The sequence below is a fragment of the Streptococcus parasanguinis genome, assembly GCF_047465465.1.
Classification (GTDB): Bacteria; Bacillota; Bacilli; order Lactobacillales; family Streptococcaceae; genus Streptococcus; species Streptococcus parasanguinis_AI.
In genome coordinates this window covers 194411-212802 of the sequence record NZ_JASGZU010000001.1, presented here as the reverse complement: position 1 = coordinate 212802, position 18392 = coordinate 194411, and the positions used below count along the sequence as shown (strand labels likewise).

Sequence of the window (18392 nt, the reverse complement as noted above, 5' to 3'; positions counted from 1 at the left end):
TCTTTTACTCCTCCTCTACTTACTCTTCGCCATTAATTTTCTTACCAATGTAGAGAGATGACAACATGGTAAATACATAGGCTTGGATACATGAAATGAAAATTGAAAATGCAGTCCATGCCATGCTTCCAATAAAGGCAACTGGATACCAATAGAAAGCTTGATGTGATAGACTCACGAGCAAGCTTGCTAATACTTCACCGGCAAAGATATTCCCGAAGATCCGAAGGGCCAAGGAGGCAAAATTCGTGAATTCTTCCAAAATATTCATGGGTGTCATAAACCCTGGTGTTACAAAGGCCTTCAAATATTCCTTCACACCACGACGACGAATCCCTTCTACATGGGCGATCAAGGTGATCAAAAATGAGAAGGCAAAGTCATAACCGAGGTTAGCAGTCGGTGAAGTCCACAAATTGTAACCGTTGGTTGTTTCTAGTTTTGCCATCAATCCAATGTTATTGGCAACTAAAAGAAAGAGGAAAAGAACAAACAAGAACAAGGAGTAATCCTTCATGTAATGTTCACCAATATTTCCTTTTGTGAAGCCTACGACAAAATCATATGCATATTCCAGCACATTTTGTTTGCCTTTTGGTCGGATCGACATTTTTCGACTGGCCCAATAAATGAAGCCAAAAACGGCGAAAACAGAAATCAGGGTCATAGCAAGTAGGGTCAAATTAAAAGATACAGGTCCAAGAGTAATCGTTGGATTGATACTTTCTTCCAAGGTTTGACACCTCCTTTTCTAAAATAGAAGCGTCTATTTGATAATAAAGGCCATAACCAAGGTTACGAAGAAAGTACCTTCGACAAAGGCAACACCAAGGATCAAAAGACTACGTAATTGACCGATAATTTCTGGTTGGCGAGATGCAGATTTGAACAGGTTGCTCATCATCAAACCTTCCGCAAGTGACACACCAAAACAGGCTAAACAAAGACCTAAAAATGTTAAATTCATGATGAATTCTCCTTTTATAAATTTTACTACCTTAGTTTACTCCTAAAAGATATAATAGTCAAATATTTCCTATAAAAGTAAGCGTTTTAGTGAAATTACGTTATTTTTTTAATATGATAATTTTTCCTATCTACGATTGATTTCTTTTAATTTTTAGACGCTTTGTCCACCTCTATTCATTTTTTCTTCTAAAAAACTCTCACCTGCTCAGCAGATGAGAGAATTCGATTATTTAAAGATAGACGTTTTGAAACTGTCTGTTTGTTGCAGCAATTTCTTAAAGATTTTTTCTTTCAGTGCAACCGTATTGTCAAATTTGACAGAACCGTTACTTAGAGTAACCTTATCTTTATCCACTGCTTCAGCAAATGCACGTTTCAAGCCTTCATAGCTATTGTAGGTCTTCCCATCGATGTCAATAGCCTGAATTCCATTTTTGGCACTGGTCACCACTTCATTGAAGTAAGCTTTCTTCCAGTCTTCAAGGGTACTGAATCTTCCATCAGAAATCTTCTGAATGACGAAGTCATCTCCTAGAGTGGCACGTCCAGCTTGTTTGGACTCTTGTTTATACTTGTTTGAAGCATAACCCAGGAATCCTTTTTCATAGCCATAGTAACCCCAGAGTCTGAAGGTATTGTGTTTGAAGGACATGGCTCCAGGAGCCCCTTCACTGGTGTTCCCACCATAGATACCTGTCATCATCGGTACCGTCACATAGGCTGAGCCAAAGTCAGATGGATTATAGACTCCATTTCCAGGACTACGATTGGTCATGAAGTTGTTGGTGATGAGATCATCTACTGAATGTAAGGTGATCGCTTTTTCCTCATCACTCAAAGCCCGAACCTTATCGAATTGATTCTTGGTGTTCGCTCCTCGGTATTGTTTATCAACCTTCTTGAACCAAGCATTGTTTAAGTCCTTACTATGTTTGTCCAATACAGCTTCCCCTTCTAGGTAATCCAGAAGCATGAGCGTATCGTTATAACCTTTCATGTAGCGATCAATCTCATCACGTGATTGAAGATTGTTTGGATTGGTATTGTACCATTGGTTGCCATCGTTAGGACGTTCATAGGCCATGTTGAGACCTAAGGCTTTGTATTCCCCATTTGGATTAGATACAGATGGTGTTTGGAGCATTCCTTGGGCAAAGGCTTCAATATCTGTTCCTTCGCGGTGTCTCCAACCACCTAAGTAAACCATACGGTCATTGACATGCGTCGTTTCGTGGGTAAAGGCAGAAACCCCAAAGTCACTAATCATATCGGTCACCATGAAGAAGACAGAGTCGTCTTTATATGGATTTCCGTAAATTCGAGCTACAGCCCCCATGCGCCAATCTGTCGCATGGTAACGATCGGTAGGCCCGTACAATTCACGGATTGGAGCCACATCTTTGCCACTATCTGTATGTCCATAACGATCTGTGCTAATGCCTTTATAGTTTTGGTTATCGAGAACAGGGGTCGGCACCATATTGTTGCTCTTCAGGAGCTGATTGCGAACCTTATCCGTTGCTAGACGTGACCAGAAATCTAGGTAATTCTGTTGGCCTTTCGCTACCTTGTCAATTTCCTCTTTGAAGGCCGTTCGTTCCGCTTCCGTGTTCTTGCCATATTTCTCGAAGGAACTATAGGCCATGGTATTGTAGGTTGAAATCAAGAACATATGAGCATCTTTTAAGTTCAAGAGTGGCAAGATCATTTTACCGTGAACATCATTGTTTAAGCCCTCATAGGCTCTGTGTTTAGCAGACGCGAATGCTGGATTGGTCGTCTCAGGCTCCACAATATAGACATTGTCTTTGGTTGCTTTGATAAACCAATCATTCAAGTCTGTGTCACTTGTAAAGAGCTCCATGTTGTACTTCAGGAAGTCATTAAGATTTCCAGAAAGAGTCGATTTAGCCACGACTTCACGGAAGGCATCATGGGTACGAGTTCCTTTGATATAGTCTTCTTTTGAACCGATTTCAATCAAGCGGTCTAAGACATCAACATTCTTACCATAGAAGTCTGGCTTGAACAACATGAGCTGTTTGAGATGGACATCATCAAACTTCACTCCGTAATAACGGTTGAGATAAGAGAGACCCAGGAGAACCGCTGCCTTGTTATCCTCAATTTTCTTGATAAGCGCCCGTTTGGCAGTCTCATCCGTGTTCAATTGATGGTCTTGGTTTTCAACCAGTTGTTTCACAAAGTGAGTCAGATTGTCTTTGACTTCTTGGAAGCTTTCTTCGAGGTAAAGGTTCTTAATGGCATTGACTTTGTTAGGTCCTGTTCTACCAAGATGAGTGTAGATTGGGTCAGATTGTAATTCGACGGGATTTAATTTATCAACGATCGCATGAATGAGATCACTCCGGTCTTTGTCCACCATATTCGGCGTGTAAACCACTTCACCGAGCTCCGCTACACTGTACTCTTTGACTTGTTTGACCTTAGAGTCTTTCGGTGTAATGCTAAAGATATCTTTTGTCTTATCCGCATAATGGATCAGGATGTGATCAGCATCAGCCAATTCTGTTACAAAATCATTGCCCTTCATGGCCGTCACAGACAAGACTTCCTTGGTCAAGAGAGGACTAGTCGCAGCCAATTTATTTCCTTGATCCACAATCCACTCTTTGTTGTAGAATGGTTGCAGTTTAGCAATATTGCGGTAAGCTAGCTCACGAGTCGCATCATAAGCAGTGATTGAATTGTATTGATCGTCTTTGTTAACAAGGTTATTAAGCGTATCTTCAACAGGTTTCGTGCTTTCAAATTTATCAGCAGTAATCCCCATTGCTTCAATTTTCTGCTCAGCTTCTGCAAGGGAAATGCTAGGGATTTTACGAGAGTTGTTATAGGTTTTCTTCCCTTCACTCACGCCCTCTACACTGTAGTTGCGCTTGGTTCTTGAATAGGTAAAGTAATCATCCGCGTCAATATCCGAGTGTCCGAAGACCATTTCACCAGTTTTGACTTTCATCATGGTGATGTTATCTTCAATAGCCCCCAAGGCCCAGTTAGTCCCGAGTAAGCCACCCGATTGGACCGCTTCTTTCAGTTCAATCGAACCTTTAGCAACGGAGTTTTTAAGAACTCCTTCTCTACCTAGCGTATTGTTATTCCCACCATTTTGAGAAGAATAAACTAAACCTGCAGCTTTGGCTTTGTTCCCAGTCATTTCAGCATCAACGTAAGCCTTTTCTACAATACCTTTCCAGTTCTCGCCAACAACACCCGCTAGATAGCCACCTTTATTGCCAGCAACGTGTAGTTTCCCGATAAAGGCAACATTACTGACCTTCCCACTGCCATCAATTTTATTGATGATCCCTGCTACATCGTTGTTTCCAACAACGCTTCCTGTTACTTTAACATTTTCGACAGTCGCATTATTTTTGATGACACCTGCGATTGGTGCTACTCGATCAAATCCAGGCATATCAATGTTAACATTTTCAAGCAAGAGATTCTTAACAGTACCACCCTCGATGTTGCCAAATAACGGTCTTGTAATGTTATGGATAGCAAAATTATTTCCATCTGTACTTTCCAATATTCCCTTGAAGGCATTGGTCACATAAGACTTGCCAGCTGGTTGCACATTACTTGCATTCATACTGCTACCAAGCTTAAAGATACCAGTCGGATTGGCTTGCATAGCTTTTACAAGTTCGTTGAAATTGTAGTAGACGTCTCCTTCATGAGCTTTAGGTTTTGCAATGTAGTGGACATAGTCCTCACTGAACAGATTGTCCGCAGTCCGTTGGATCAGATCTGGAGCTTTGGCTGTTACTTTGTATAAGGTCGCTCCATCTACCGTCACTTCTTCGATTTTATCAACGGCCAGTTTTGTGACCTTATTATCATGGGTGGTAACCTTTAAGTAATAAGGTTTCACATCTGAAGGCGTTTCTGACAAGAGGCTACGATCAGTCTCAAGGCCTTGGTCATCCACGCTAATCAGACTAGTTTCCTTGATGTTTTTGACTTCAACTTTTTTAAGGTCAAGCCTTAGTGGTTCTTCCTTGAGAACTTCTTCTTCATCCCCATTTCCACGGTCATAGACCATGGTCGTTGCCAGCGTATAATCTTTGTAGTAGTCCAAGTCCGCTAAGGCAGCTGCCAAATCTGTCTCAGAAAGGGCAAAAGTTTTCACCACTTGATCACCCTTCTTCAATACAGCCTGGATGGACTTGATGGTCACACCGTCTGGTTTATCCAAATGATAAGTAGCTTTAGCACTGCGCTTCAATTCTTCCTTATCGACCTGGGTCAAAGTTAAGGTAGGCTTATCAAGTTCTTTGGTCCCTTGTTGAATGATCTGATCTTGGGCTTGTTCTACTACTTCTTCAGAAATTGTAGGAGCATCCGTTGTTTTGACACCTTTAATGGTCTTATAGACCTTGGTGATTTTTTTCTTCCCATTTTTACCGACTTGAGAAACCCTTTCGGTCCCTTTTAGCAAGGTGGCATCTTGTTCGGTTACCGTCTTAAATGGAATTTCTTCAAACGAAACATCCTCTGTTTGGCCTTCAATCGCCTTAGTCCCACGACTAATTTTTTCTGTCACAGGAGCTTTTACCGTTTCAGTTGTCGTACTGAGAGGCTCACCAATCTTCTCACCATTGACCGTCTTATAAACACGGCGAATTTCCTGGCTACCGGTCTCTCCTTTCTGAAGAAGGCTTTCTTCATCGGTATAACGATTGGCATCCGCTACATACTCGGTTGTATATGGAAGGAGCACCGTTTCTGTTTCTGTAACTGTTCCTTCCGTTATTTGGTAAACTGGGTTCTCAGGCTGAATTGGAGCTTCACCAACATGGCCTTCTTCCTGTGTTCCCTTGGCTTCCACTACTCCTGTATAGGCTGGATTCTCTGGCTGTACAGGAGCTTCACCAACATGGCCTTCCTCTTGTGTCCCTTTGGCTTCCACCACACCTGTATAGGTTGGGTTCTCCGGTTGAACAGGGGCTTCGCCAACATGGCCTTCTTCTTGTGTCCCCTTGGCTTCCACCACACCTGTATAGGTTGAGTTCTCCGGTTGAATAGGGGCTTCGCCAACATGGCCTTCTTCTTGTGTCCCTTTGGCTTCCACCACACCTGTATAGGCTGGGTTCTCTGGTTGAACAGGGGCTTCGCCAACATGGCCTTCTTCTTGTGTCCCCTTAGCCGTTACAACTGGAGAAGGATTGGGTTGAGGGGTTGGTTGGGCATCTTCTTTTGTCCCGACAGCAAGAATTTGTGAAACTGGTTCTTTGGTGACCTTGCTTTCAACGACTCTGCGAACTTCTTGTCCATCTACCACACTCACTTCTGTCAATAGGGTCCGCTCCCCATTTTGGCCAGCAGTCAGCACCTTGGTTTGCCCTTTGGCTAATGTAGGATCAGCTTGCTTGACGGTTTCAAATGGCACAGGCTCAGTAGAGACTTCCAGGCTTGGTTTTTCAACTTGAGGAAAGGCTGGAGCGACTTCTGGCGTCACACGCGCTTGTGGTTCCACTTGTGGAATCCCTGTACTTGTTTTGATCGTTCCTTCTACAGAAGGTTTCGTTTCCTGCATAGCCTTTGGCTCTTGTAAGCTCGTCTTTTGGACTGACGGGTAGCGCAAATAACCAATATAGTCATAGCCGTCAATTTGAATCACGCCATTTGCAAGATCTTTGCTCGATGCGATCGCAAGATCCTGATTATAGGCGCGCAAAACTTGATTTTGTAGGGCTGCGACTTCAACTGGAAGTAGAAGACTTTGTCCCATGGCTCCAATCAAAAGGACGCCCATGACCTTCTTCCGGTGCTTTTTAGAAAGTAAGAGGACCGCAAAGGAAGCTGTAGCTAAACTTAGGCCAAAGAGGGCAACTTCCTGACTTCCTGTTTGAGGAAGAACCGACTGAGTTACTTCCTTCTTCTTATAGACGAGATAGAAAGTATCTTCATTTTGATATGCTTCAGGGATTGCATGAATCACCTGTGCTTTTTCTTCAGCAGTCAGCTCTTCTTCTGTCACATATCCTAAGTGCACATGAGCAGGTAGAGTCATCTGATCAGCTTGGACAGGACGAGCTCCTAACAAGCTTCCTCCTAATAAAAAGGCTCCAATGGCTACCGGACCAACACCGACAGATAATTTTCGAATCGAATATTTGGTCATTTTTTCAAACGTTTGTTTCGCTTTTTTCATCCTAAAATTCCTATATAGTAATATTTAATCCTCGAGCAGGGACCTGATTATTTTTAGAGAGGCTGGGATCCTTTCCAGAAATAAGAACCTTCCCGGGATTTTTTACCTTTACCTATCTTATCTTTTTTCTTCTATTTTAGCAAGCTCTAAAACTCAAAAATATAAACCGTTTTCTTTATAGGAAGAAAGCAACACAAAAAAACGCCTCGAAAGGCGTTTGTATCATAGATCTATTTATAAAGATTGGTACAAATCATTGTATCGTTGACTAGCCGTATCCCATGAGAAGTCACGCGTCATAGCTTGCTCTTGGAGACCATACCAAGCCTGTTTGTCATTGTAGTAGACAGCCAAGGCTTCATCAACTGCCCAGTTGAACCAATAGCCAGACAAATTATTGAAGCTAAAGCCTGTTCCACTTCCATCAACAGCATTAAACGGTTGAACGGTATCACGAAGTCCGCCGACTTCATGCACCAAAGGAAGGGTTCCATAACGCATGGCCATCATTTGAGAAAGGCCACACGGTTCAAAGCGACTTGGCATCAAGAAGACATCCGACGCTGCATAGATTTCTTGAGCCAATTGGACATCAAATGTGATATTCGCTGAAAGTTTATCTGGGTAGGCTTGACCAAACCAAGCAAAGGCATTTTCAAATCCAGGATCTCCTGTACCGAGCAAGACAATCTGAATATCCTTTTGCAAAAGTTGATGCAACTCTTCTACCACCACATCAAAACCTTTTTGACGTGTCAAACGAGAGACGATCCCAAACAAAGGAACATCATCGCGAACAGGTAGACCAACACGTTCTTGAAGAGCTCGTTTGCTAGCTGCTTTACCTGAAAGATCTGAGAGACTGAAGTGATACGTCAAGAGTGGATCCGTTTCAGGATTATACAGATCCGCATCAATCCCGTTAACAATTCCGGTCACCTTGCCAGACTCCATTCGAAGGATCTGATCCAAGCCACAACCATATTCAGCAGTCATAATCTCATGCGCATAGCTAGGAGAAACGGTTGTTACACGGTCAGCATATAGAATACCAGCTTTCATCCAGTTCAGGCAATCATTCCACCGAAGCGTTCCATCTGCATAGCGTTCAAATCCAACTCCGAATAGGTCCCACAACATTCCTGGGTCGAACTGACCTTGGAATTCCAAATTATGGATGGTCAATACTGTTTTAATTCCATGATAAGCTTGAATCCAACGGTATTTTTCCTTCAGCAAGAAAGGAATCATCGCCGTATGGTAATCATGGGCATGAAGAACATCTGGAACGAAGTCAACTCGTTCCATCGTTTCTAAGGCCGCGAGCTGGAAGAAGGCAAAGCGTTCGCCATCATCGAAGTCACCATACACATGTCCTCTAAAGAAATAGTGTTGGTTATCAATAAAGTAAAAGGTGACGCCATCGCGCACAATGCGTTTCACACCAACATATTGACTTCTCCAGCCAACCTTGGTCTCAAAATGCAAGATATCTTCAATTTGATCTCCAAACTTAGCCTCTACCATATCATAGTAAGGGAGGATCACGCGCACATCATGACCACTTTTCGCTAAGGATTTAGGAAGAGCGCCAATAACGTCTCCCAAACCACCTGTTTTAGAAAACGGTGCTCCTTCAGCTGCAACAAATAATAGTTTCATTAGACAATATCCTCTGTAACAATCGTTCCTTTTTTAACCACGACAGGTGCTTCTTCTGTCCCACGAATCGTCACACCAGCAGCCACTTCGACACCCTTATCCAGGATGGCATGTTCGACGATTGCATTTTCATGAATCACAACACCAGGGAAGAGAAGACTACTGCGGACCTCTGAACCTTGATGAAGGTGTACCCGACGTGAAACAACGGATCGTTCAACGGTTCCTTCTACAATACTACCCGAAGCAAATTGAGACGATTTAATATGTGAAGTCTTGGAATAATACGTTGGTTCTTCATTCTTCACTTTCGTATACACTTTTTGATTTGGTGAAAAGAGCTTCATGAATTTTTGGTTTTCCAACATATCCAAGTTTGCATGGTAGTAGGATTCCACTGAATGAATATTGGCAAGGTAGCCTGTATATTCAAAGGCAAAAGCATTGTATTCCACTGCCAAATCACGCAAGATATAGCGCAATTTTTGTGGGTATTCTTTCTTGGCTTCTTCTTCAATTTTTTCAATCAACCAAGGAGTGTCCACAATAAAGACATCTGTTGACATGTTGTAGACTTCGTCAGGATCCTTGCCATCAAAAAGTCTTTGCTCTGTAACATGGTCTGTTTCATCAATTTTCAAGACAGCATTGACTTCAGAGATATTTTGAAGATGCAACTTTTTGTAAACAACTGTAATCGGACGGTCAACGCTATTATGCAAGTGGAAAACTTGATTGAGGTCAATATTCATCAAAACATCACAGTTTAAAGCAACTGTTTGGTTGGAACCAGACCGTTTCAAATAGGTCAATAATTGTTGGTAGTATTCTGGCCCTACCGTTGTATTTTCAACTGGAGTATTATAGATTCCGAGGTAATAGTGGCTCAATAAAGTAGACAAGCCCCACTCACGACCTGAACGAATATGGTCAAAGACCGAACTAATATTTTCTTGTTGGAAAATCCCAAAAACACTACGAATACCAGCATTCGCAAGACTAGACAACGGGAAGTCAATCAAGCGGTATTTCCCATCAAACGGTAGGGAGGCTACCGGACGATGGCTGGTCAAAGTGGACATATCATGATACCCAACTGTATTTCCTAAAATGGCTGAATATTTATCAATCTTCATCTGTTGCTACCCCCACTTTTTCATTGTAACCGACAACTTGTACTTCCTCTGTTCCATCAATCACGACACCTTCTGCAATGATTGCACCTTCTCCGATAATCGCGCGTTTCACGACAGCTCCTTTACCGATAATGGCATTGCTCATCACGACAGCATCTTCAACAACTGCTCCTTCACGAACTTGAGCTTCTGTTGATAAGATGGAGTGTTTGACTGTACCGTCTACCGAACAACCGTCGACGACAAGAGAATCTTCGATGTGACCATGTTCTCCAAAGAAGTTTGGTGGTGAAATAAGGTTGCGTGAATAGATTTTCCAGTGACGATCGCGACTATCCAAGGCATTATTTGGATCGATATATTCCATATTGGCTTCCCAAAGAGACTCAATCGTACCAACGTCTTTCCAATAACCATTGAATTCATAAGCATAAACACTTTCGCCTGATTCTAGATACGTTGGAATGACATTTTTACCGAAGTCTGACATATCGATATCACTCTTTTCAGCAGCAACCAACATATTGCGCAGACGAGCCCAGTCAAAGATGTAAATCCCCATTGAAGCCTTAGTTGATTTTGGTTCAGCTGGTTTTTCTTCAAATTCGACAATCCGATTATTGGCATCTGTATTCATGATTCCAAAACGGCTTGCTTCCTTCAAAGGTACATCTAGGACTGCAACGGTCAAACTTGCGTTATTATCCTTGTGCGCTTGAAGCATGTCATCGTAATCCATCTTGTAAATGTGGTCCCCAGATAGAATCAAGACATATTCCGGATTGATGCTATCGATATAGTCGATGTTTTGAAGAATAGCATGGCTAGTTCCTTCAAACCAACGATTTCCTTCACTAGCTGAATAAGGTTGGAGAATAGACACACCCGTATTGATTCCATCTAAACCCCAGCTGGAACCATTCCCAATATGGCTGTTAAGGGCAAGTGGTTGATACTGTGTAATCACACCAACATTGTGAATTCCTGAGTTGGCACAGTTTGAGAGAGCAAAATCGATAATCCGATAGCGCCCACCAAATTGAACCGCAGGTTTCGCGATGTTTTTGGTTAATTTTCCAAGACGTGTTCCTTGCCCACCGGCAAGAATTAAAGCGAGCATTTCATTCTTCATTGACTACTTCCTCTTTTTAAAGCTTGGACTCCCTTAGAGTCAACCGATCATCATTTTTTATCTGATGTTTTAGATTTCGTTTTGCGAACCTTCCGTTTCACCTTCCAAATGCTAGCTCCTAAAGCCGGCAAAGTAAAGGTCAAAGTTTGTTCATAATCCTTCCACAGTCCATCTTGAGACTGAACTGTCGGATTGTGCTCTTTCCAGACACCTCCCCATTCTTCTAATTCTGTATTCCAAATTTCTTCATAGACCGCTGATATAGGCACACCAATCGTAAAGTCCTTGCGTTCTACTGGTGCCATATTAAAGACGCACACCAAAAGATCACCCTTACGATTTTTCCGGATCATAGACAAGACGCTCTGATCCCGGTTATCTGCATCAATAATCTCTAAGCCATCAAAGCTATCATCAATCTCCCACAATTCCTTGTGTTCTTTGTAGAAATGATTGAGCTGAGAAGTGAAACGACGCATCTTAGCATTCATTTCATCCTCTAGATTGCCCCATTCCAATTGCTCTTCTGACTTCCATTCCAAAAATTGACCAAATTCTGAACCCATAAAGAGTAATTTCTTACCTGGATGGCAAATCTGATAGGTCAAGAGGTTACGGAGTCCAGCAAATTGATTGTAACGATCTCCCCACATCTTATGCATCAAACTCTTCTTACCATGCACCACTTCATCATGTGAAAATGGTAGTAAGAAGTTTTCAGAAAATGCATACATGAAACTAAAGGTTACCAGGTTAAAGTCAAATTTCCGGTAGATGGGATCTTCTTCGTAGAATCGAAGGATATCATTCATCCACCCCATATTCCATTTATAGTCAAAGCCAAGTCCACCTTCTTCTTCAGGACCCGTGATCTTTTGACCAGCAGAACTTTCTTCTGCAATCATCATGACATCTGGGTGTTCGTTCTTGATAATCGCATTCAAACGTCTAAGGAAATGAACGCCTTCGTAGTTGAGGTTTCCACCATCAATATTTGGTGTCCATGGACCACTATCGTAGTCAAGATAGAGCATATTGCTCACAGCATCGACCCGAATCCCATCTAAATGATAGGTATCAATCCAAAACTTCAAACTAGAAATCAAGAATGACTGGACTTGATTCTTCCCTAAATCGAAGTTCAAGGCTCCCCATCCGTAGTTATGCGCACGATGTTCATCCTGGTATTCAAAGGTTGGTGTTCCATCATAATAAGCCAAGGCATCATCATTGATAATGAAATGTCCTGGTACCCAATCCACGATCACTCCGATATTGTTGAGGTGGCATTCTTCCACGAAGTCTTGAAACTCTTCTGGGCTACCATAAGTCTGCTCGAGTGCAAAATATCCCATGAGCTGATAGCCCCAACTCAAGCCCAATGGATGGGCCATCACTGGCATAAATTCCACGTGGGTGTAGTTCATCTCCACCAAATATGGAATCAATTCTTCTTTTAGTTGTTTGAAGGTATAGGAACTGTGATCCTCATTACGTTTCCACGATCCTGCGTGAACCTCATAAATATTAACAGGTCGTTCCTTAAAACCAAGTTTTTTGCGGCGTGCTCTCCAGAGACCATCTTTCCAGTTTTTCTCTGGAATGGTCTTAATAATAGATCCTGTATTGGGTCTCTTTTCCATCCATAATGCTAGAGGATCGATTTTTTGCACCTGATGACCATTTTGTCGAGTCACCAAATACTTGTATATATCTCCCTCTTTTGCATCGGAACAGAAGACTTCCCAGACGCCTCCTTCATTACGAACCATTGGAATTTTACGAGCTTCCCAATCAGTGAAATCACCAATCAGATCCACCGCCTGAGCATTGGGAGCCCAAACACGGAAGGTAAAGCCTTCTTGTTCTCCCCTTGTTTCCTTGTGAGCTCCTAAGTACTCTTGAAGATGGAAATTATCCCCTCTTCCAAATGTCCATAAGTCTGTGCTTCTATCCATATACTCACCTCTTTGCTTTTTGAAAGCGTTTTCTATTTGGTATTATTCTACTATAAAATCACTTAATTTTCAAGTTGATTCCTGTAAAATCATGTAAAATTATCAGGAAAAGTTTTTCCATTTTCTTTCCCGAACCTTTTCGATCCTTCCTTGGTCATCCTCCTTATCTTACTTACGATTATACTATATATACGAGGAAAATCAAACAAAAACCGAACATTTAAATCACTATTTTTATTACTAACTAGTTTATTACGAATAAAATGAACATTTTTATGAACAATGTAAAAAAAGACTAAGACAGATTTGTCTTAGTCTTGTTGAATTCTTAGTCTACGTTCACGTATTCTTTTGAAAGTTCAAGAACTTCTTCCATTGTTGAACATTCAGTAAGAGCACGGTTAGCGTATTCTTGCATTTTAGCTGTGTCGAGTTTCTTCATCAAGCTACGTGTACGAAGGACAGATGTAGCTGACATAGAGAACTCATCCAAGCCCATTCCGACAAGAAGTGGAACAGCAGTTTGGTCACCGGCCATTTCACCACACATACCAGCCCATTTGCCTTCAGCGTGAGCCGCCTTGATCACGTTGTTGATCAAACGAAGGATAGATGGGTTATATGGTTGGTAAAGGTATGAAACTTGTTCGTTCATACGGTCAGCAGCCATTGTGTATTGGATCAAGTCGTTTGTACCAATTGAGAAGAAATCAACTTCCTTAGCAAATTGGTCCGCAAGCATCGCAGCAGCTGGGATTTCAATCATGATCCCTACTTGGATATCATCTGCCACAGCAACACCTTCAGCAAGCAATTTCGCTTTTTCTTCTTCAAGAATACCTTTAGCTGTACGGAACTCAGTCAACAAAGCAACCATTGGGAACATGATCCGCAATTTACCGTGGACAGATGCCCGAAGCAAGGCACGCAATTGTGTACGGAACATTTGATTACCAGTTTCAGAGATAGAAATACGCAAAGCACGGTAACCCAAGAATGGGTTCATTTCTTTAGGAAGATCGAAGTAAGGAAGTTCTTTATCCCCACCAATATCCATTGTACGAACGACAACAGGTTTACCGTTCATACCTTCAAGAACAGCTTTGTAGGCTTCGTATTGGTCATCTTCTGTTGGGAAGTCTTGAGAATCCATGTACAAGAATTCTGTACGATAGAGACCAACTGCCTCTGCACCATTATCGTTTACACCTTCAACGTCTTTAGGGGTACCGATGTTGGCAGCCAACTCGAAGTGTTTTCCATCAGCAGTCACTGTTTGAGCATCTTTAAGGAGAGCCCATTCAGCTTTTTGTTTGGCATAAGCTTCACCAGCTGCTTTGAAGGCTGCGATTTGTTCTTCAGTAGGGTTGATCACCACTTCACCAGTGATCCCTGAAACAGCCAAAACATCACCATCTTTGACAAGTTCTGTAATGTTATTTGTACCCAAAACAGCTGCGATTTCAAGTGTACGCGCCATGATAGCTGAGTGACTGGTACGTCCACCGATGTTAGTAACAAAGGCTTTTACGTACTTTTTGTTCAACTGAGCTGTATCAGATGGTGTCAAGTCATGCGCTACCACGATTGCTTCTTCATTGATAGAAGCAGGGTTTGGCAATTTCTTACCAAGCAAGTTGGCAAGGACACGTTTGGTAACGTCGCGAATGTCTGCTGCACGTTCTTGCATGTAAGGATTGTCTTCCATTCCTTCAAAGATTGCAATGAACATGTCAGTGACTTCTTTCAAGCCAGCCTCTGCATTGATTTTTTTCGTACGAATCGTTTCTTTGATCTGACCAATCATTTCAGGGTCAGCGAGAACCATCATATGCGCATCAAAAACTTGCGCTGCTTCTTCACCAAGGCTTGCTACTGCATTCTCCCGAATAAGAGAAAGCTCGTTTTGTGAAGCTTCAAGAGCTGCATCCAAACGAGCTTCTTCTGCACTTGTATCTTCGACTGAAACAGTCTCAAATGATAAGTCTGGTTGAATGAGCAAATATGCCTTAGCAACGGCAACACCGTCAGATGCTGCAATTCCTTTTAGCATTTTTGTCATATTTTTAAGCCAATCCTTCTTTAGTCATTGTTTCTGAAATAGCTGCGATTGCATCATCAGCGTCAGCACCTTCAGCAGAAATTACAACGTCAGCACCTTGACCAACACCAAGGCTCATAACACCCATGATTGATTTCAAGTTAACTGATTTACCTTTGTATTCAAGAGTGATGTCTGATGCAAATTTGCTAGCAGTTTGAACCAACAAAGTTGCTGGACGTGCGTGGATACCTGTTTCTGCCACGATGTGGAAATCTTTAGAAGCCATAATTGGACTCTCCTTTTAAAAAATAGTTTTTGAGTTACCTTTTGATAACCCTTACAATTTGGTATTATATCATCTTTTGAAATTTTTTTCAAGATTTTTATCACTGACTTACAGAAAAAGACTGCGAAAAATCCCAATTTAGATACATTCTAAGAAGTACCTGAAGAATGGAGAACAAATCTTTTCAATTTTCTACTATATTATAAGTAACATTTTCCTCCGCTTTCAAATAAAAAGAAGCAAGTGTACCACAGGATATTGATTCACAAAAAAATTATAACTAATTAAAGATGCTTTAAAGCCTATTCCTATCCCATTTCTTGGAATTTCTCAATTTCCGTTCACCACAATATATTGTGTTTTAAAAACCCCATTTCATATCTTTGCACAATATTTAGTTTTATTTTGTTGACAAGTTGCTGGATTTTGTTTATACTGTTTACAGATTTATATTTCGATAGGAGAACGAAAAAGAAATGGTAACCATTTATTCAAAAAATAATTGTGTTCAATGCAAAATGACCAAGCGATTCCTCGATAGCAATCATGTGGAATACCGCGAAATTAACTTAGATGAACAGCCAGAATTTGTAGAGCATGTTAAGAACCTTGGCTTCAATGCTGCTCCAGTTATTCAAACACCGGATGAAGTATTTTCTGGTTTTCAACCAGCTAAGTTGAAGAAACTTTCTTAATTAACACAGTATTTTGCTTAAATAGGGTCTAGCGTTAGCAACCTAACACTAGACTTTTTACTTGGAAAGAGAGGACTTCTCCTCTTCATTTTTTTGAACTAGAAAAGGATTATTATGGGATTAAAATCTCTTGAAGATGTGACGTATTTTCGTCTTAACAATGAAATCAACCGTCCAGTAAACGGCCAAATCATGCTTCATAAGGATAAAGAAGCTTTGGATGCGTTCTTTAAAGAAAATGTTGTACCAAATACTAAAGCCTTTGACTCGATTACAGACAAGATTCAGTACCTTCTCGAGCACAATTACATTGAGAGAGCTTTTATCGAGAAATACCGTCCTGAATTTTTAGAGGAATTGGCCCAATTTATCAAAGATCAAAACTTCCAATTCAAGTCCTTCATGGCGGCCTACAAATTCTATAACCAATACGCTTTGAAAACAAATGATGGAGAATACTATCTTGAAAGCATGGAAGACCGTGTCTTTTTCAATGCTCTCTATTTTGCTGATGGAAATGAAGCTATCGCGCGAGACATCGCAAACGAAATTATCCACCAACGCTACCAACCAGCTACTCCTTCTTTCTTAAACGCTGGACGTGCCCGCCGTGGGGAATTGGTATCATGTTTCTTGATCCAAGTAACCGATGATATGAATGCGATCGGACGTTCCATCAACTCTGCCCTTCAACTGTCTCGTATCGGTGGTGGGGTTGGGATTTCTCTCAGCAACCTTCGTGAAGCTGGAGCACCAATCAAAGGGTATGAAGGAGCCGCTTCTGGGGTCGTACCTGTTATGAAACTCTTTGAAGATAGCTTCTCTTACTCTAACCAATTGGGACAACGCCAAGGGGCTGGTGTGGTTTACCTCAACGTCTTCCACCCAGACATCATCGCCTTCCTTTCTACTAAGAAGGAAAATGCCGATGAAAAAGTTCGGGTGAAGACTCTCTCACTTGGGGTCGTCGTGCCAGATAAGTTCTACGAGTTGGCTCGTAAGAATGAAGAAATGTACCTCTTCAGCCCTTACTCTGTAGAGCGTGAATACGGAGTACCATTCAACTACATCGACATCACTGAAAAATACGATGAATTGGTTGCTAATCCAAACATCCGCAAGACAAAAATTAAGGCACGTGATTTGGAAACTGAAATTTCTAAATTGCAACAAGAATCTGGCTATCCATATGTAGTCAACATCGATACTGCTAACCGGGCAAACCCTGTTGATGGAAAAATCATCATGAGTAACTTGTGTTCAGAGATCCTCCAGGTTCAAGAACCAAGCTTGATCAACGATGCCCAAGAATTTGTCCAAATGGGAACAGACGTCTCATGTAACCTTGGTTCAACTAACGTAGTTAACATGATGACTTCACCTGATTTTGGACGTTCGATTCGTGCCATGGTTCGTGCTTTAACCTTCGTTACAGATAGCTCCCATATCGTGGCCGTTCCAACCATTGACCACGGAAATAAATTGGCGCATACCTTTGGTCTTGGAGCCATGGGACTTCACAGCTACCTTGCGCAACAATTGATTGAATACGGATCACCTGAGTCTATTGAGTTCACAAGTATCTACTTCATGCTTATGAACTACTGGACTCTCGTCGAATCAAATAACATTGCGCGTGAACGGGGTGTTACCTTCCACAACTTCGAAAAATCAGACTATGCCAACGGTACTTACTTTGATAAGTACACGACTGGAGAATTTGTACCAAAATCTGATCGCGTCAAAGAACTCTTTAAAGATATCTTTATCCCAAGCGCAGAGGATTGGGCAGAACTGCGTGCTAAAGTTCAAGCAGATGGTCTTTACCACCAAAACCGCTTGGCTGTTGCACCAAATGGATCTATCAGCTACATCAATGACGTATCTGCTTCTATCCACCCAATTACACAACGGATTGAAGAACGCCAAGAGAAAAAAATCGGTAAGATCTACTACCCTGCAGCAGGATTGTCAACAGAAACGATTCCTTACTACACTTCTGCCTACGACATGGATATGCGAAAAGTCATCGATGTCTATGCTGCCGCAACTGAACACGTAGACCAAGGTCTTTCACTGACTCTCTTTATGCGCAGCGATATTCCAAAGGGTCTTTACGAATGGAAAACTGAAAACAAACAAACCACTCGTGACTTGTCTATCCTTCGGAACTACGCCTTTAACAAGGGTATCAAGTCTATCTACTACGTCCGTACCTTTACAGATGATGGTGGAGAAGTTGGCGCCAACCAATGTGAAAGCTGTGTCATCTAATCCGCTATCCTAGATAGCTATCAAAAGTCGGTTCGCCGACTTTTTGTGCGGTATT

The 18392-nt window shown here is 41.8% G+C and carries 11 protein-coding genes; 2 read left to right on the top strand and 9 right to left on the bottom strand.

The genetic code is table 11. From position 1 onward, the window contains the following. Positions 1 to 19: 19 nt before the first annotated feature. The 9 genes from atpB to QM351_RS01025 form a co-directional block, all read right to left on the bottom strand. Positions 20 to 733 carry a F0F1 ATP synthase subunit A gene (atpB, locus tag QM351_RS01065; protein WP_003011581.1) on the bottom strand — a complete coding sequence of 238 codons (714 nt, stop codon included), beginning with the start codon at positions 731 to 733 and terminating at the stop codon, positions 20 to 22. A gap of 33 nt (positions 734 to 766) precedes the next feature. Further along, on the bottom strand, positions 767 to 967 hold the full coding sequence (locus QM351_RS01060) for a F0F1 ATP synthase subunit C (RefSeq protein WP_003011669.1): 201 nt from the start codon (positions 965 to 967) through the stop codon (positions 767 to 769). Between the two features lie 228 nt (positions 968 to 1195). Next, positions 1196 to 7150 carry a ZmpA/ZmpB/ZmpC family metallo-endopeptidase gene (locus QM351_RS01055; RefSeq protein WP_414326184.1) on the bottom strand — a complete coding sequence of 1985 codons (5955 nt, stop codon included), beginning with the start codon at positions 7148 to 7150 and terminating at the stop codon, positions 1196 to 1198. A 234-nt stretch (positions 7151 to 7384) separates the two neighbouring features. After that, positions 7385 to 8812 carry a glycogen synthase GlgA gene (gene glgA / locus QM351_RS01050; RefSeq protein ID WP_195422919.1) on the bottom strand — a complete coding sequence of 476 codons (1428 nt, stop codon included), beginning with the start codon at positions 8810 to 8812 and terminating at the stop codon, positions 7385 to 7387. Further along, positions 8812 to 9948: a glucose-1-phosphate adenylyltransferase subunit GlgD gene (gene glgD, locus QM351_RS01045; protein ID WP_003006422.1), complete on the bottom strand. Its 1137-nt coding sequence runs from the start codon at positions 9946 to 9948 to the stop codon at positions 8812 to 8814. The genes glgA and glgD overlap by 1 nt, the downstream gene beginning before the upstream one ends. After that, entirely contained in the window at positions 9938 to 11080 is a 1143-nt protein-coding gene (locus QM351_RS01040) for a glucose-1-phosphate adenylyltransferase (protein WP_003002477.1), read from the bottom strand. The genes glgD and QM351_RS01040 overlap by 11 nt, the downstream gene beginning before the upstream one ends. Positions 11081 to 11130: 50 nt before the next feature. Further along, positions 11131 to 13038 (bottom strand): 1,4-alpha-glucan branching protein GlgB, encoded by a 1908-nt coding sequence (gene glgB, locus QM351_RS01035; RefSeq protein WP_049506438.1) that lies wholly within the window; start codon positions 13036 to 13038, stop codon positions 11131 to 11133. Between the two features lie 328 nt (positions 13039 to 13366). Beyond that, complete coding sequence (gene ptsP, locus QM351_RS01030; RefSeq protein WP_049474827.1) at positions 13367 to 15100, bottom strand: phosphoenolpyruvate--protein phosphotransferase; 1734 nt, start codon at positions 15098 to 15100, stop codon at positions 13367 to 13369. Positions 15101 to 15104: 4 nt separating this feature from the next. Further along, positions 15105 to 15368, bottom strand: coding sequence for a phosphocarrier protein HPr (locus QM351_RS01025; protein WP_003006411.1), 264 nt, complete (start codon positions 15366 to 15368; stop codon positions 15105 to 15107). A gap of 476 nt (positions 15369 to 15844) precedes the next feature. Between QM351_RS01025 and nrdH the strand changes: the two genes are divergently transcribed. Together nrdH and nrdE are read left to right on the top strand one after the other, a co-directional pair. Continuing rightward, a complete protein-coding gene (gene nrdH, locus QM351_RS01020) occupies positions 15845 to 16063 on the top strand; it encodes a glutaredoxin-like protein NrdH (protein ID WP_003006408.1) in 219 nt (72 codons plus the stop codon). A 114-nt stretch (positions 16064 to 16177) separates the two neighbouring features. Continuing rightward, positions 16178 to 18337 carry a class 1b ribonucleoside-diphosphate reductase subunit alpha gene (gene nrdE / locus QM351_RS01015; protein WP_004219930.1) on the top strand — a complete coding sequence of 720 codons (2160 nt, stop codon included), beginning with the start codon at positions 16178 to 16180 and terminating at the stop codon, positions 18335 to 18337. Positions 18338 to 18392: the final 55 nt, after the last annotated feature.

Coding starts and splice junctions, on each gene's coding strand:
- nrdE (WP_004219930.1), top strand. CDS start 16,178: ATGGGATTAAAATCTCTTGAAGATGTGACGTATTTTCGTCTTAACAAT.
- ptsP (WP_049474827.1), bottom strand. CDS start 15,100: ATGACAAAAATGCTAAAAGGAATTGCAGCATCTGACGGTGTTGCCGTT.
- glgD (WP_003006422.1), bottom strand. CDS start 9,948: ATGAAGATTGATAAATATTCAGCCATTTTAGGAAATACAGTTGGGTAT.
- QM351_RS01040 (WP_003002477.1), bottom strand. CDS start 11,080: ATGAAGAATGAAATGCTCGCTTTAATTCTTGCCGGTGGGCAAGGAACA.
- glgA (WP_195422919.1), bottom strand. CDS start 8,812: ATGAAACTATTATTTGTTGCAGCTGAAGGAGCACCGTTTTCTAAAACA.
- QM351_RS01060 (WP_003011669.1), bottom strand. CDS start 967: ATGAATTTAACATTTTTAGGTCTTTGTTTAGCCTGTTTTGGTGTGTCA.
- QM351_RS01025 (WP_003006411.1), bottom strand. CDS start 15,368: ATGGCTTCTAAAGATTTCCACATCGTGGCAGAAACAGGTATCCACGCA.
- glgB (WP_049506438.1), bottom strand. CDS start 13,038: ATGGATAGAAGCACAGACTTATGGACATTTGGAAGAGGGGATAATTTC.
- nrdH (WP_003006408.1), top strand. CDS start 15,845: ATGGTAACCATTTATTCAAAAAATAATTGTGTTCAATGCAAAATGACC.
- QM351_RS01055 (WP_414326184.1), bottom strand. CDS start 7,150: ATGAAAAAAGCGAAACAAACGTTTGAAAAAATGACCAAATATTCGATT.